This is a genomic window from Pseudomonas sp. CYM-20-01 (genome assembly GCF_023169845.1).
In the GTDB taxonomy this organism is placed as follows: domain Bacteria; phylum Pseudomonadota; class Gammaproteobacteria; order Pseudomonadales; family Pseudomonadaceae; genus Aquipseudomonas; species Aquipseudomonas azotoformans.
The window spans coordinates 2,081,495-2,095,720 of sequence record NZ_AP025169.1; the positions used below are offsets into that span (position 1 = coordinate 2,081,495).

13 protein-coding genes are annotated in these 14,226 nt (G+C 61.3%); 9 read left to right on the plus strand and 4 right to left on the minus strand.

The window, feature by feature from the left end; all coding sequences use genetic code 11:
* Positions 1 to 85: 85 nt before the first annotated feature.
* Positions 86 to 1,264 (plus strand): aspartate aminotransferase family protein, encoded by a 1,179-nt coding sequence (locus M2497_RS09385; protein ID WP_248487057.1) that lies wholly within the window; start codon positions 86 to 88, stop codon positions 1,262 to 1,264.
* Here M2497_RS09385 and punR read toward each other — a convergent pair.
* A complete protein-coding gene (gene punR / locus M2497_RS09390; protein WP_248487059.1) occupies positions 1,236 to 2,159 on the minus strand; it encodes a DNA-binding transcriptional activator PunR in 924 nt (307 codons plus the stop codon). The two genes, M2497_RS09385 and punR, sit on opposite strands and share 29 nt — an antisense overlap.
* 122 nt (positions 2,160 to 2,281) lie before the next feature.
* Between punR and punC the strand changes: the two genes are divergently transcribed.
* Entirely contained in the window at positions 2,282 to 3,466 is a 1,185-nt protein-coding gene (gene punC / locus M2497_RS09395; RefSeq protein WP_248487061.1) for a purine nucleoside transporter PunC, read from the plus strand.
* Here the strand turns inward: punC and M2497_RS09400 are convergent.
* Positions 3,463 to 4,296 carry a nucleoside-binding protein gene (locus M2497_RS09400; protein WP_248487063.1) on the minus strand — a complete coding sequence of 278 codons (834 nt, stop codon included), beginning with the start codon at positions 4,294 to 4,296 and terminating at the stop codon, positions 3,463 to 3,465. The two genes, punC and M2497_RS09400, sit on opposite strands and share 4 nt — an antisense overlap.
* A 158-nt stretch (positions 4,297 to 4,454) precedes the next feature.
* On the opposite strand from M2497_RS09400, the gene M2497_RS09405 reads away from it, so the two are divergent.
* Entirely contained in the window at positions 4,455 to 5,957 is a 1,503-nt protein-coding gene (locus M2497_RS09405) for a nucleobase:cation symporter-2 family protein (RefSeq protein WP_248487064.1), read from the plus strand.
* A 114-nt stretch (positions 5,958 to 6,071) separates the two neighbouring features.
* Here the strand turns inward: M2497_RS09405 and M2497_RS09410 are convergent, their stop codons facing one another.
* Together M2497_RS09410 and M2497_RS09415 are read right to left on the minus strand one after the other, a co-directional pair.
* Entirely contained in the window at positions 6,072 to 7,004 is a 933-nt protein-coding gene (locus M2497_RS09410; protein WP_248487065.1) for a proline iminopeptidase-family hydrolase, read from the minus strand.
* Between the two features lie 92 nt (positions 7,005 to 7,096).
* Entirely contained in the window at positions 7,097 to 7,861 is a 765-nt protein-coding gene (locus tag M2497_RS09415; protein WP_058424519.1) for a LuxR family transcriptional regulator, read from the minus strand.
* Between the two features lie 184 nt (positions 7,862 to 8,045).
* Here M2497_RS09415 and M2497_RS09420 point away from each other — a divergent pair, with 184 nt between their 5' ends.
* From M2497_RS09420 to M2497_RS09445, 6 genes are read left to right on the plus strand one after another with little or no spacing between them, the layout of a single operon-like run.
* Positions 8,046 to 8,933, plus strand: coding sequence for a proline iminopeptidase-family hydrolase (locus M2497_RS09420; RefSeq protein WP_248487066.1), 888 nt, complete (start codon positions 8,046 to 8,048; stop codon positions 8,931 to 8,933).
* A gap of 3 nt (positions 8,934 to 8,936) precedes the next feature.
* Positions 8,937 to 9,884 carry an ABC transporter permease gene (locus M2497_RS09425; RefSeq protein ID WP_071496686.1) on the plus strand — a complete coding sequence of 316 codons (948 nt, stop codon included), beginning with the start codon at positions 8,937 to 8,939 and terminating at the stop codon, positions 9,882 to 9,884.
* Complete coding sequence (locus tag M2497_RS09430; RefSeq protein ID WP_071496685.1) at positions 9,881 to 10,738, plus strand: ABC transporter permease; 858 nt, start codon at positions 9,881 to 9,883, stop codon at positions 10,736 to 10,738. The genes M2497_RS09425 and M2497_RS09430 overlap by 4 nt, the downstream gene beginning before the upstream one ends.
* On the plus strand, positions 10,735 to 11,691 hold the full coding sequence (locus M2497_RS09435; protein WP_071496684.1) for an ABC transporter ATP-binding protein: 957 nt from the start codon (positions 10,735 to 10,737) through the stop codon (positions 11,689 to 11,691). Before M2497_RS09430 ends, M2497_RS09435 begins: the two co-directional genes overlap by 4 nt.
* On the plus strand, positions 11,688 to 12,659 hold the full coding sequence (locus M2497_RS09440) for an ABC transporter ATP-binding protein (RefSeq protein WP_071496683.1): 972 nt from the start codon (positions 11,688 to 11,690) through the stop codon (positions 12,657 to 12,659). The genes M2497_RS09435 and M2497_RS09440 overlap by 4 nt, the downstream gene beginning before the upstream one ends.
* Positions 12,660 to 12,694: 35 nt before the next feature.
* Positions 12,695 to 14,209, plus strand: a complete 1,515-nt coding sequence (locus tag M2497_RS09445; RefSeq protein WP_248487067.1) for an ABC transporter substrate-binding protein — start codon at positions 12,695 to 12,697, stop codon at positions 14,207 to 14,209.
* Positions 14,210 to 14,226 lie beyond the last annotated feature (17 nt).

The window sequence follows — 14,226 nt, forward strand, 5'->3', positions numbered from 1 at the left end:
AAGTCATTGCAGGAATGTGCAGTTTATCCATCTCAGGTGGCTAACGATACTGAAGGCATCACAACGATGCACTGGAGCCCGCACCATGACCGCCGCCTGCCTGATGACCACTTACCAACCCCTGGCGCTGAGCTTTACCCGCGGCCTGGGCACGCGCCTGTGGGACCAGCAGGGCCGCGAATACCTTGATGCGGTGGCTGGTGTGGCGGTGACCAATGTCGGCCACTCGCACCCCAGACTGGTGACGGCCATCAGTGAACAGGCCGGGCTGTTGCTGCACACCTCCAACCTCTACAGCATCGACTGGCAACAACGGCTGGCCCAGCGCCTGGCCCAACTGTCTGGCCTGGACCGGGCCTTCTTCAATAACTCAGGGGCCGAAGCCAATGAAACAGCGCTGAAACTGGCGCGGCTGCATGGCTGGAAAAAGGGCATTGAAGAGCCGTTGGTGGTGGTGATGGAAAACGCCTTTCATGGCCGCACGCTCGGCACCATGGCTGCCAGTGATGGGCCGTCGGTTCGCCTGGGTTTCCAGCGGTTGCCGGGGGACTTTCTCAAGGTGGGCTTTGGTGATCTGGCTGCGCTTGAAGCCATCACCCAGAGGTTGGGTGCGCGTATCGCCGCGGTCCTGCTGGAACCGATCCAGGGTGAAAGCGGCGTACTGCCGGCACCGCCGGGCTACCTGAAAGCCCTGCGTGATCACTGCACCCGCCATGGCTGGTTGATGATGCTCGATGAAATCCAGACCGGCATTGGCCGCACCGGCGCCTGGTTTGCTTTCCAGCATGAAGGCATCGTCCCGGATGTGATGACCCTGGCCAAGGGCCTCGGCAACGGTGTACCCATCGGCGCCTGCCTGGCGCGGGCTGGTGTGGCCGAGCTGTTCACGCCGGGCAGTCACGGCAGCACCTTCGGCGGCAACCCGTTGGCCTGTCGGGTCGGCTGCACCGTGCTGGACATCATCGAAGAACAAGGCTTGCTGCAGAACGCGGCGCAACAGGGCGAGCGCCTGCTGGCGCGGTTGCGGGTGGAATTGGCTGAGCACCCGCACGTCCTGGCGATTCGTGGGCAGGGGTTGATGATCGGGATCGAGCTCGCGAGCCCTTATCGTGACCTGGCCCAGCGCGCGGCCCAGGAACACGGCCTGTTGATCAACGTGACGCGGGGCAAGGTCATTCGGCTGCTGCCGCCGCTGACCCTGGATGCCAAGGAGGTTGAGATGATCGTGCGGGCCATTACCCGGTTACTGGATCAGGCCCATTGAGCCATTCCTGGTTCAGGGTTTCGGTATCGCCCAGGTACTCCAACAACCAGGCCATGGCCGGGGACAGCTTGTCCTGTGCCCAGGCCACACACGACGGGCTGGCCGGAAACGGCCGGCTCAATTGCAGCGCCACCAACTCCCCGCGTTCGATCCATGGCAACACCTGATGCGCCGGGGCCATGCCGACACACAGGCCATCACGCAGGCAATCGAGGGCCGAGGACCAATTCGGCACTACCAGCCGTCGCTGGTTATCCAGGGTCCAGGTGTCGCGCTTGGGCAGGTTGCGTGATGTGTCGGTCATGCACAACGAGGCGAAGGGCCGCAGTTGATCGTCACTCAGCAAGCCTTCGACGCTGGCCAACGGGTGGCGCGCGCTGACCACACACAGCCAGTTCAACAAGCCCATGTCGCGAAAGGTAAAGCGGCTGGCCACCGGCACCGCGCTGGTGGCGCCGATCACAATGTCGGTGCGCTCATCCGCCAGGGCATCCCACACGCCGTTGTACACCTCGTACTCCAGCAACAGCTCGACTTCAGGAAATTGCCGATAGAAATCAATGACCAACTGCCGGCAGCGCTGGGGTTTGACGATGGAATCCACCGCCACCTTCAACTGGCCACTCCAGCCGTTGGCCACTTGCTGGCAAAGGCGTCGGGTGCCGAGCATTTTTTTCATCACACCACGGGCTTCCTCGATAAACAGCCGGCCCGCTGGCGTGAGCTCGACGTCCCGGTGGCGCCGCACAAACAACGGCACCGCCAGCCATTCCTCGATCTGACGCACCGTATAGCTGATGGCCGACGGCACCCGGTGCAGTTCCTGGGCAGCGGCGCTGAAGCTGCCATGACGCGCTACTGCGTCGACAACGTCCAGCGAATATTCAGACCACATGGCGGCTGCCTTCAAATTTATTGATAAGAGTGCCCAATTATTATCGCTTCACACCAAAACTGTCAGCTTCATAATGGGCGGCAGTCAGCAAATAGTTTGATGGCAAGGTCAACAAGGCTTCAATGAAAAATTCTTTTGGTTTCACTGCGTATCTGGCGGGGCTGAGCATGCTCGGTTACCTCGCCATGGACATGTATCTGCCGGCGTTCGGCGCCATGGGCGAGCAATTGCAGATTGGCGCAGGCGCGGTGGGCGCCAGCTTGAGTATCTTCCTCGCCGGCTTTGCGGTCGGGCAGTTGTTGTGGGGGCCGTTGTCCGACCGCCTGGGGCGCAAGCCGATCCTGCTCGCCGGGCTGAGCCTGTTTGTGCTCGGTTGTGCGGGCATGTTCTGGGTCGAAACGGCGCCGCAACTGCTGGCATTGCGTTTTATCCAGGCCATTGGCGTGTGCGCTGCCGCCGTCAGCTGGCAGGCGCTGGTGATCGACCGCTACCCGGCCGAGAAGGCTCACCGCGTGTTCGCCAGCATCATGCCGCTGATGTCGTTGTCACCGGCTTTAGCGCCGCTGTTGGGCGCGCTGGTGCTGAATCACTTCGGCTGGCAGGCGATCTTTGGCGTATTGCTGGGGGTGTCGTTGTTGCTGCTGTTGCCGACGTTGTTCCTGCGTACTGCGCAAAAACGTCAGGCAGCGAAGGGTGAACCTTCGCGCCTGGGTTATGGGCAGTTACTGACGTCTCGCGTGTTCACCGGCAATGTCATGATTTTTGCCGCGTGCTCGGCCAGTTTCTTTGCCTGGCTGACGGCGTCGCCCTTCATCCTGGGCGGCATGGGCTACAGCCCGAATGACATCGGCCTGAGCTACGTGCTGCCCACCTTGGCGTTCCTGGTCGGCGGTTACAGCTGCCGCAGCGCCTTGCAGCACTTCCAGGGCAAGGCGCTGTTGCCGTGGCTGCTGCTGGCGTATTGCATCAGCATGGTGGCGTTGTACTTGGTCGCCACTTTGACTGTGCCGACCCTCACCACCTTGCTGATTCCGTTCTGCCTGATGGCGCTGTGCAACGGTGCCAGTTACCCCATCGTCGTGGCGAATGCGCTGATGCCGTTTGCGGAAAACTCCGGCAAGGCGGCGGCGCTGCAAAATACGCTGCAATTGGGCCTGTGCTTTCTCAGCAGCTTGTTGGTGTCATCGATGATCGACCAACCGCTGCTGATTACCGTGATCGTGATGCTGGCGACCGCGCCGTTGGCGGTATTGGGTTACTGGCTGGCACGGCCCAAGGCCGATGATTCGGAACTGGCAGCCGCCTAGAACGTCACTTCCAGGTTCACCGTCGGCGTTGATGTGCGGCTGCCCCGGCCGCCATCCACGCCGAATTTGTTATGCCAATACTCGTAACCCACCCCCAGGTACAGGTTCGGCTTCACGCTTTTGCCCGGTCGCACCGCCACCATCAGCGCGGTGCGCATCAGGGCTTCCGGCGCGGTGTCGCGACCGTGATAGTCCTCGCCTTTTTCCCCGACATAATTGATAAAACCCTGGAATTTCGCCGCATGGTTGGCGATCTCGAACGGGCGCATCCATGTCAGATTGAGCATGTAGGTATCGTCGAAGGTGTGGTTCGACTCCTGCGCGCCGGGGATGCCGGTGTGGTTCCTTTCCTTGTAGTACAGCAGGCTCAGGTCCAGCACGCCGACGGTGTTGAACTTCAAGGTCGGGCCGATCACCAGGGCGCGCTTCTTGGCTGAGGCGAAGTTGTTGTTGCGGTTGGCATCGAAACCCAACGTCAGCGCGTAATCCTTGACCAGGCCGCTGCCCAGCGGCACATCGAACACCCGCGACGCATACAACTGGTGGCGGTATACGACATACACCTCACTCCCGCCATGGTCCGTACCCTTGCGCGGGTCGCGGCTGTCGGACATGAACACATCGAGGTTGAGGAAGTTGCTGCCATACCGGTAGCCGCTGGCGTGGGTGAAGCTGTAGATGCGCTTGCTGAATTCGTCGGGATTGTTCGGGTTGGTGAACTGCTGACCGTAGCGAAACCCTACGCTGTTGTTCATCCATTCCACCGCGACGGCCTCCCCGCCGCCGAGGAGGGTGAGTGCGACGGTTGCGCCCTGTAGTGCCTTTTTCATTGTTATGGGTCCTTTGGCGTTCTGGCTCATCACGGCCGGATTGTTTTTGTAACGCCGATGGAGGGTAACTTGTTCGATTGATTGTATACAACTCTATGGACATCCAGTCCGAACATTGCATACAGTGACCGCACAACAAAAACAGAGAACCCCTCACCATGACTATCCCGAAGGCGTCACCGCAGCGGCCAGAAGATGAGAATCTCGGCGTCGCCGCCAACATGGCTTACGGCCTGCAACATGTGCTCACCATGTACGGCGGCATCGTCGCGGTACCGTTGATCGTCGGCCAGGCGGCAGGTTTGTCGCCGGCGGATATCGGCCTGCTGATCGCCGCGTCGCTGTTTGCCGGTGGCCTGGCCACGCTGTTGCAGACCCTGGGCCTGCCGTTTTTCGGCTGCCAGTTGCCGCTGGTGCAGGGCGTATCGTTCGCCGGTGTGGCGACCATGGTGGCGATTGTCGGCAGTGATGGCGCCGGCGGTGTGCCGGCGATTCTCGGCGCGGTGATGGCCGCGTCGTTTATTGGTTTATTGATAACCCCGGTGTTCTCGCGGATCACCAAGTTTTTCCCGCCGCTGGTGACGGGTATTGTGATCACCACCATCGGCCTGACCCTGATGCCCGTTGCGGCGCGCTGGGCCATGGGCGGCAATAGCCGCGCTGCAGATTTCGGCAGCATGTCCAATATCGGCCTGGCAGCGTTGACCCTGGTACTGGTGTTGCTGCTGAGCAAGATCGGCAGCGCGACCATCTCACGCTTGTCGATCCTGCTGGCGATGGTGATCGGCACCGTGATTGCGGTGTTCCTCGGCATGGCTGACTTCTCGGGGGTGACCCAGGGGCCGATGTTCGGTTTCCCCACACCCTTCCATTTCGGCATGCCCACCTTTCATGTGGCCGCGATCATTTCCATGTGCATCGTGGTGATGGTGACCCTGGTCGAGACCTCGGCGGATATCCTGGCGGTGGGTGAAATCATCGACACCAAAGTCGATTCCAAACGCTTGGGCAACGGGCTGCGCGCCGATATGCTGTCGAGCATGGTTGCGCCGATCTTCGGTTCGTTCACCCAGAGCGCCTTCGCCCAGAACGTCGGGCTGGTGGCGGTGACCGGGGTCAAGAGCCGCTTCGTGGTGGCCACGGGCGGGCTGTTCCTGGTGATCCTCGGCTTGTTGCCCTTCATGGGCCGGGTCATCGCGGCGGTGCCCACTTCAGTGCTGGGCGGGGCCGGTATTGTGCTGTTCGGTACCGTGGCGGCCAGTGGTATCCGCACCTTGTCCAAGGTCGATTACCGCAACAACATGAACCTGATCATCGTGGCCACTTCCATCGGCTTTGGCATGATCCCGATTGCGGCACCGAGCTTCTACGACCACTTCCCGAGCTGGTTCGCGACCATTTTCCACTCGGGGATCAGCTCGTCGGCAATCATGGCGATCCTGCTGAACCTGGCGTTCAACCATTTCACCGCCGGTAACTCGGACCAGCAGTCGGTATTTGTGGCGGGGACCGAGCGTAGCTTGTGCTTTCGCGATGTGTCGGAACTGCGTGATGGGGATTACTTCAAAGGCGGCAAGTTGTTTGATGCGCAGGGCAGGGAAATCCCGTTGGTGGCGGAAGTGTCGAAGAAGGCCGCAAAGCCTGAAACCACTGAGGTCTGAATGTGGGAGGGGGCTTGCCCCGATAGCGGTGTGTCAGCAACCAATCACTCAGCTGATCCACCGTCATCGGGGGCAAGCCCCCTCCCACAATTGGAATGCATCCAGCTTGAGCATTCAGCCGGCCTTGAGCACTTTGTATTTTGCTGAACACACCTCATCCAGAAACTTCACCACAGTCCCCATGCACGCCTGGCGTTCTTCCACATGGGGCATATGACTGGAGTCTTCAAACAGCGCCCAGCGCACATCGGCGATTTCATCCAGGAACGGCTTGACCACCAGCGGCGTGGCCTCGTCGTGCCGGCCTGAGATCACCAGGGTCGGTACATTGATCGCCGACAGGCGGCCAGTGGATTTCCAGTCTTTCAAGCTGCCGATCACATGGAATTCGGTCGGGCCGCTCATGGCGTGGTACACCGTCGGGTCTGCATCGACCGCGGCGAAGGTGCGTGCCACTTCCTCGGGCCACGGGATGACCCGGCACACGTGATGGTCATAGAACACCCGCGATGCGGCGAGGTATTCCGGGTCCTGGTAGTTGCCGGCGGTTTCGTGCTTGAGCAGGGTTTCATGCACGCCTTCAGGCAATAATTTGCGCAGGCGGTTGGCTTCGCTGACCCAGGTGCGCATGCACGTTGGCGAGTTGGCCGGGATGAACGCTCGCAGGCCCTTGGGTTGCAGGATCGCGTGTTCACTGCCGAGCATGCCGCCCCAGGACTGGCCGAGGATCGCGTAGTTATCGCTGATCTGCAGATGGTCCAGCAGGTTATTCAGCTCTTCGAGAAACAGGCCTACGGTCCAGAAGGATGGATCTTTGTCGGGCAGATGAGTGGAGCGGCCGTTGCCCAGTTGGTCGTAGTGGATCACGGCGTGGCCGCTGGCGGCGACATCCTTGAACGCGTCAACATAATCGTGGGTACATCCGGGGCCGCCGTGGATAACCACCAGGGGCGTGCGACCGCTGGAGAGGTCACCGGTGACGCGGTACCAGGTTTGGTAGGCGCCAAACGCCGCATACCCTTCGCGGATTTTTTCGATGAATTCCATTTCGTGCCCTGCTCTGAAAAAAGGATCGGGGACACGATAATGGGTGAAAGAAATTTAAGTAACTAGCAAAACAGCTAGGTTTTGCCCGGCGGTCAATCGTCGAGCAGGCGGTAATGGGTGGCGCGCACCACCGCTTGCACACGGTTCTTGGCCCCCAGCTTGTGCATGGCCGAGGCCAGGTGCAGGGTGACTACCGCCAGGGAACGGCTCAGTTGTGTGGCAATTTCGGCCGCAGTCATGCCGTCGGCGGCCCATTTGAGGCACTCGCGTTCGCGTTTGGTCAGGTGAATGTGCGGGTAAGTCCGTAGCTCTTTGCTGAACAGCGGGTAGGCCGCTTCCTGCAAGGCATGGGAAATCAGGCCGAAGTCCGACAGGGTCTGCTGCGCATCCTGCAGCACGTTGCGAGCACTGCCGGTACGCAGCCCGGTCAGCGAGGCAAAACCACCACGGGGCAAGTGGATCGGCACGCTGACGCCGCAGGTCAATTGCTGGTCATGCAGGTAGGATGAAACCGGCGCATGGCAGGGATCGATGATCTTTTGCAGAGGGGTGTCGGCCTTGACGTCGTAGGACCAGACGAACGGCGACACCCGGCTCAGGGCTAGATGTTGTACCGGGTCAATCTGGTAGAACCCTTCGCTGCACCACAAGGCATGCCAGTCGGGCGGGGTGTTGCGCAGTTGCAGCACCGAAGGGGTGATCAATGCACCATCCTGGTCGATCGGCACCGGGGTGTAGTCGTACACCAAGGCGTCGAAGCCCAGTTGCTGGGCGAGGATAAAGGTGTTGTCCATCTGCTCGTCCAGGCTCCTGCCCGGCATCAGACGGTGATTTAAGGCAGTCAGCTTGGCCAGCATCCGTTCTGCTCCCGAATTCGTTTGAATCTCGACTTGCTGCAAGTAGAATGCCACGCCCCGGCGAAGGACTGCCAGGCCAAACCTATAAGAAATGCTAGGTTATGGACGCGCGGCATCCTCGGTAGTGTTGGCCTGATAAACGGCCCGCTACCTGCCAGGCCGACACTACACAAGGAATGTATGCATGTGGCGTGAAATTGCCCCCGACCAGCAGTACAACGTGCAAGTCGATGGCCATAACCTCGTGGTCTACAGCTTCGGCGAAGGCGATGAGGTGCTGCTATGCCTCAACGGCGGGCCGGGCCTGCCGTGTGACTACTTGCGCGACGCCCATGGCTGGCTCAAGGACCATAACCTGCGAGTGGTTGCATTCGACCAGCTTGGCACGGGCGCATCAGCCAGACCCACTGATATTTCCCTGTGGGAAATCCGCCGTTATGTCGAAGAAGTCGAAACTGTGCGCCAGGCCCTGGGCCTGGGCCGTGTGCATTTGCTCGGGCATTCCTGGGGCGGCTGGCTCGGTATCGAATACGCCATCCATTACCCCGACGCACTGAAAAGCCTGATCCTCGAAAACACCGTCGGCGACATTCCGCACCTGTCCCAGGAGCTGGAGCGCCTGCGCGGCGCCCTCGGCAGCGAAACCGTGGCCATGATGCAACGCCACGAGGCCATGGGCACCCTCGACCACCCGCAATACCAGGCGGCGATCACCTTGCTCAACTACCGCCACGTGTGCCGCCTCGATGAATGGCCCGAGCCGGTCAAGCGTTCCCTTGGCGACTGGAACATGGGCCCCTACGAAACCATGCAGGGGCCCAACGAATTCCTCTACATCGGTAACCTCAAGGACTGGAACCGCATCCCCGAGATGGCCGAATTCAAGATGCCGATCCTGATCACCACCGGCCAGCACGACGAACTCACCCCGGCCTGCGCCATGCGCATGAAAATGGCGGCCCGACACGCCGAATTGCATGTGTTCCCCAACAGCAGCCATATGCCTTTTTACGAGGAGCCCCAGGCGTATTTCCCGGTGTTGCTGGACTTCCTTGCTCGTCACCGAGGCTGACGGATGAACCTGGCGCGTTATCGTTTTGTGCTGTCCCGGCCGCTGCAGTTGCTGCCGGTGCTGTTTGGCATCAGCCTGATCACCTTTGTGCTGGTGCGCTCGATCCCCGGCGACCCGGCGCGCGCCTTGCTGGGCTCGCGCAGCACACCGGATGCCTTGCTGAAGATCCGCGCCCAGTACGGCCTCGACCAGCCGTTGTGGCTGCAATATTTCTACTTCCTCAAGAACCTGCTCAAGGGCGACCTCGGCCAATCGCTGCTGTACAAGGTCGACGCTCTCAAGCTGATTGTCACGCGCATCGAGCCCACCCTGGTGCTGGTACTGGGCAGCGTGGTGCTGGCGCTGCTGATCGCGGTGCCGCTGGCGACGTGGGCCGCACGCAACAAGGGCGGCTGGGCGGACAACCTGATCCGCGTGTTCACCACGGTTGGCCTGGGCATGCCGGCGTTCTGGCTGGGCTTGATGCTGATCCTGTTGCTGAGTGTGCAGTGGGGCTTGTTTCCGGTGTCCGGCTACGGCCGCACCTGGCTGGACAAGGCGCATCACATGGTGCTGCCGTGCCTGACGATTGCCCTGGCGCTGTCGGCGGTGCTGGTGCGCAACCTGCGGGCGAGCATGCTGATGGAGTTGCAGGCTGATCACGTGACCGCCGCCCGCGCCCGTGGGCTGTCGGAAGCCGCCGTGTTTCGCCGGCATGTACTGCCTAATTCCCTGGTGCCGGCGGTCAACCTGCTGGCGGTGAACATCGGCTGGCTGATCAGCGGCACGGTGGTGATCGAAAGCCTGTTCGCCATCCCTGGCATTGGCCAATTGCTGGTGCGCGGCATTTTTACCCGCGATTACATGGTGGTGCAGGGCGTGGCCATGGTGCTGGCCTGTGCGACGGTAGTGGTCAACTTCATTGCTGACGTGGTGACGGTGGCCCTCGACCCACGGGTGAAGATGCAATGAGCAGCCGCCCGTTGATTGCCCCGTGGCGCATGCGCCTGCGCTTCGGTTTTCGCAATGGCCGGCTGACGGCGGCGTGGGGCCTGTTGATTCTGCTGCTGTGGTTGGCGCTTGCGCTGTTTGCGCCGTGGATCGCGCCGTATGACCCGATTGCGCAGAACACCGATTTCAGTTTGCTCGGTCCGAGTCTTGCGCATCCGTTTGGTACGGATAACTACGGTAGGGACATCCTTTCGAGAGTGATCTGGGGCGCGCGCATCGACCTGCAACTGGCGATTGTCGGGGTGATCTTCCCGTTCATGATCGGCACCTTCATCGGCGCGGTTTCCGGGTATATCGGCGGGCGCTTCGACAGCGTCTGCATGCGCGTGATCGACGTGATCCTGGCGTTTCCGTTCCTGGTGCTGATGCTGGCGATCATGGCCATCCTCGGGCCGGGCTTGAAGAGTTTCTACATTGCCATGGCGCTGGTCGGCTGGGTGTCGTATGCGCGGCTGATCCGCTCGCAGATCCTGGTGCTCAAGGAAAGCGAGTTTGCCCTGGCCGCCAAGAGCCTGGGCTTTGGCCACGGGCGCATTCTGTTCCGGCATCTGCTGCCCAATGCGATGTTCGGCTCGATTGTGTTTTCCATGTCGGACGCGGTGCTGGTGCTGCTCAATGGCGCCGCCGTGAGCTACCTGGGCTTGGGCGTGCAACCGCCGACCGCCGAATGGGGCACCATGGTCGCCGAGGGGCAGGCCTTTATCACCACCGCGTGGTGGATCTGTACCTTTCCGGGGCTGGCCATCGTGACCCTGGCCATGGGCTTCAGCTTGCTCGCCGATGGCGTAGCGCAAGTGTTGGGGGACCGCTCATGAGTCTGCTGCAAGTGCGCGACCTCAGTGTCATCGCCAACGATGCCGGGCGCGAGGTGACCCTGGTCGACCGAGTGTCGTTCGACCTGGCCGAAGGCGAAATCCTCGGCCTGGTAGGGGAGAGCGGCTCAGGCAAGACCATGGCTTGTCGCGGCCTGATGCGCCTGCTGCCATCGCCCAGCCTGCGCGTGCAAGGCGGCGCAGTGCGGCTGGCCGGCCAAGACCTGTTGGCACTGGATGATGCTGGCATGCGCGCCGTGCGCGGCGGCCAACTGGGCATGATCTTCCAGAACCCCAGCAGCCACCTCGACCCGCTGATGCGTATCGGCGAGCAGATTGCCGAAGGCATTCGACTGCATCAAGGCGCGTCAAAAAAAGACGCACGATTGCAGGCTATCGACGTGCTGCGCCAGGTTGGCATCCCCGATCCCCAAGCGCGGGTCGACAACTACCCTCACGAGTTTTCTGGCGGCATGCGCCAGCGCGCAATGATCGCCGTGGCGCTGGGCTGCAACCCTAAAGTGCTGATCGCCGACGAGCCGACCACGGCCCTGGATGTGACGGTGCAGGCGCAGATCCTGCGGTTGCTGCTGGACCTGCGTGATCAGCGCGGCCTGTCGATCATCATGATTACCCATGACCTCGGCGTGGTGGCGCAAACCTGTGATTCCATCGCAGTGATGTATGCCGGGCGGCTGTGCGAGCACGGCAGCAAATACGACTTGCTGGCTCGACCGCAGCACCCTTACACCGCCGGCCTGATCGATTGCCAGCCCGCCCACAGCAGCGGCCACGCCTTGCTGCGCACGATCCCTGGGCAGCCGCCGTTGCTGGACGCATTGCCCGCCGGTTGCCGCTTCAACCCGCGCTGCCCGCAGGTCGGCGTCTTGTGCACCGAGGTGCTGCCACAAGGTGCGCGAGTGGCCTGTCATTACCCGTTGGGAGTGCAGCCATGAGCCTGTTGCAGATCAAGGACCTTGAGGTGAAGTTTGCCGCCTCCGGCACCGGCGTGTTCGGCTTGAACAAGCAGTGGGTGAGGGCGGTGAATGGCGTGTCGCTGAACCTGGCGGCGGGTGAAACCCTGGGGCTGGTGGGTGAGTCCGGCAGTGGCAAAAGCACCCTGGGCCGCGCCATCCTGCACCTCAACCCGATCAGCGCCGGTCAGGTGTTGTTTGATGGCATCGACATGGCCCACGGCAGCGCCATCGATATCACTCGCCTGCGGCATGAAACCGCGATGATCTTCCAGGACCCGTACGCCGCGTTGAACCCGCGCCACACCATCGGTGAAACCATCGCCGAGGTGCTGCGCGTGCAGCGCAAAGTCGCGCCAGAGCAAGTTGCAGCTCGTGTGAATGAACTGCTCGACCTGGTCGGCCTGCGCCCCGAACTGGCCAGCCGCAAACCCGGCTCCCTCAGCGGTGGCCAGTGCCAGCGCGTCGGCATTGCCCGGGCGCTGGCGGTGGAGCCACGCCTGATCATCGCCGACGAGTGCGTGGCGGCGCTGGATGTGTCGATCCAGGGCCAGATCATCAACCTGCTGCTGGAACTGCAACAGCGCATGAACCTGGCGATCCTGTTTATCGCCCATGACCTGGCCATCGTGCGCCGCCTGTGCGACCGCGTGGCGGTGATGTACCTGGGCAAGATCGTCGAGGAGGGACCGGTGGAAGCGGTCTTTACTTCACCGCGTCACCCCTACACGGCGGCGTTGATCCAGGCGATTCCCGAGATCGATCCGCATCGGCCGTTACCTACGCAGCCTTTGCCGGGTGAACCACCGAGCCCACTGAATTTGCCCACCGGCTGCGCCTTCCACCCGCGTTGCCGGCATGCCCGCGCCTTGTGTTCCGTGGTGTTGCCGCCAACGCATTTCCTGCACGAGCATCGGTACAGTTGCGTGCTTGAAGAACCTTTGCTTTAACCCATCCCTGCCATTCATGAACAAGGAGTTATGACATGCAATCGCGCCACTTGAAGTTGCTCGCCGCCGCCACACTGTCCGCCTGGTCGCTGACTGCCGGTTTCGCGCAGGCCGCCGGTGTACTGACCATCGGCTGCCGTGAAGACAGCACCACGTTCGACCCGATCAAAAGCGCGCAAAACCGCGACACCTGGGTATTTGCCAATGTCTACGACACTCTGGTGCGCGTCGACAACCTGGGCACCAAGATGGAGCCGGGCCTGGCTGAAAGCTGGGATATCTCCAAGGACGGGCTGACTTACACCTTCAAACTGCGTGACGCAAAGTTCTCCGATGGCTCGGCCATTACTGCCGACGATGCGGCGTTCAGCCTGCTGCGTATCCGCGACAACAAGGCGTCGCTGTGGGCTGATCCGTTCAACCTGATCAACACGGCCAAGGCGGCGGATGCGAAAACCCTGGTGGTCACCCTGAAAACCCCGGCTGTAGCCTTCCTCTCGCAACTGGCGTCGCCGACGGTGTCGATCCTGTCGGAAAAAGCCATGACCAAGATGGGCGAAGACGCCTACTCGGAAAACCCGGTGACCTCCGGTGCGTTTACCGTGGACGAGTGGCGCAAGGGCGATCGGGTGATCCTGAAGAAGAACCCGAACTTCTGGCAGGCAAAAAACGTGAGCCTGGATGGCGTGGAGTGGGTCTCCGTCACTGACGACAACACGCGCATGCGCATGGTGCAGAACAACGAGCTGGACACGGCGATCTTCGTACCGTTCTCGCGGGTTGAAGAGCTGAAGAAAGACAAGAACGTGGTGATCCACGCCGACCCGTCCACCCGTGAAGATCACCTGCTGATCAACCACGCCCACGGCCTGCTGGCCAAGCCGGAAGTGCGTCAGGCGCTGGACATGGCCATCGACAAACAATCGTTGGTGAAGACCGCCACCTACGGTCAGGGCACTGTGGCCTATTCCTACATTCCAAAGGGCTCGCTGTACCACTACGCCAACAACCTGCAGCGCCCGTATGACCCCACGGCCGCCAAGAAGCTGTTGGAGCAGGCCGGTGCCAAGGACTTGAAGCTCAACTACGTAGTCAACGCCGGTAACGAAGCCGACGAGCAGATTGCGGTGATCATCAAGGACCAATTGGCCAAGGTCGGCGTGACCGCCAACCTGCAAAAGGTCGACCCGACCCAGAGCTGGCAGATGCTGGTGGACGGTGAGTACGACATTTCGGTGATGTACTGGACCAACGACATCCTCGACCCCGACCAGAAGACCACCTTCGTGCTGGGCCACGACACCAACCAGAACTACATGACCCGCTACAAGAACGACAAGGTCAAGGACCTGGTCGCTCAGGCACGGATCGAGGCCGACCCGGTCAAGCGTGAGCAGATGTATGTGGAATTGCAGAAACTGGCGAAACAGGATGTGAACTGGATCGACTTGTACTACAGCCCTTACATCAACATCTCACGCAAGAATGTGAGCAACTTCCTGCAGAACCCGTTGGGCCGTTTCACCCTCGAAGAAGTGGTGAAAAACTAAACCACACCGCGATAAAA

Coding starts and splice junctions, on each gene's coding strand:
- M2497_RS09400 (WP_248487063.1), bottom strand. CDS start 4,296: ATGAAAAAGGCACTACAGGGCGCAACCGTCGCACTCACCCTCCTCGGC.
- M2497_RS09435 (WP_071496684.1), top strand. CDS start 10,735: ATGAGTCTGCTGCAAGTGCGCGACCTCAGTGTCATCGCCAACGATGCC.
- M2497_RS09385 (WP_248487057.1), top strand. CDS start 86: ATGACCGCCGCCTGCCTGATGACCACTTACCAACCCCTGGCGCTGAGC.
- punR (WP_248487059.1), bottom strand. CDS start 2,159: ATGTGGTCTGAATATTCGCTGGACGTTGTCGACGCAGTAGCGCGTCAT.
- M2497_RS09410 (WP_248487065.1), bottom strand. CDS start 7,004: ATGGAATTCATCGAAAAAATCCGCGAAGGGTATGCGGCGTTTGGCGCC.
- M2497_RS09440 (WP_071496683.1), top strand. CDS start 11,688: ATGAGCCTGTTGCAGATCAAGGACCTTGAGGTGAAGTTTGCCGCCTCC.
- punC (WP_248487061.1), top strand. CDS start 2,282: ATGAAAAATTCTTTTGGTTTCACTGCGTATCTGGCGGGGCTGAGCATG.
- M2497_RS09425 (WP_071496686.1), top strand. CDS start 8,937: ATGAACCTGGCGCGTTATCGTTTTGTGCTGTCCCGGCCGCTGCAGTTG.
- M2497_RS09415 (WP_058424519.1), bottom strand. CDS start 7,861: ATGCTGGCCAAGCTGACTGCCTTAAATCACCGTCTGATGCCGGGCAGG.
- M2497_RS09445 (WP_248487067.1), top strand. CDS start 12,695: ATGCAATCGCGCCACTTGAAGTTGCTCGCCGCCGCCACACTGTCCGCC.
- M2497_RS09420 (WP_248487066.1), top strand. CDS start 8,046: ATGTGGCGTGAAATTGCCCCCGACCAGCAGTACAACGTGCAAGTCGAT.
- M2497_RS09430 (WP_071496685.1), top strand. CDS start 9,881: ATGAGCAGCCGCCCGTTGATTGCCCCGTGGCGCATGCGCCTGCGCTTC.
- M2497_RS09405 (WP_248487064.1), top strand. CDS start 4,455: ATGACTATCCCGAAGGCGTCACCGCAGCGGCCAGAAGATGAGAATCTC.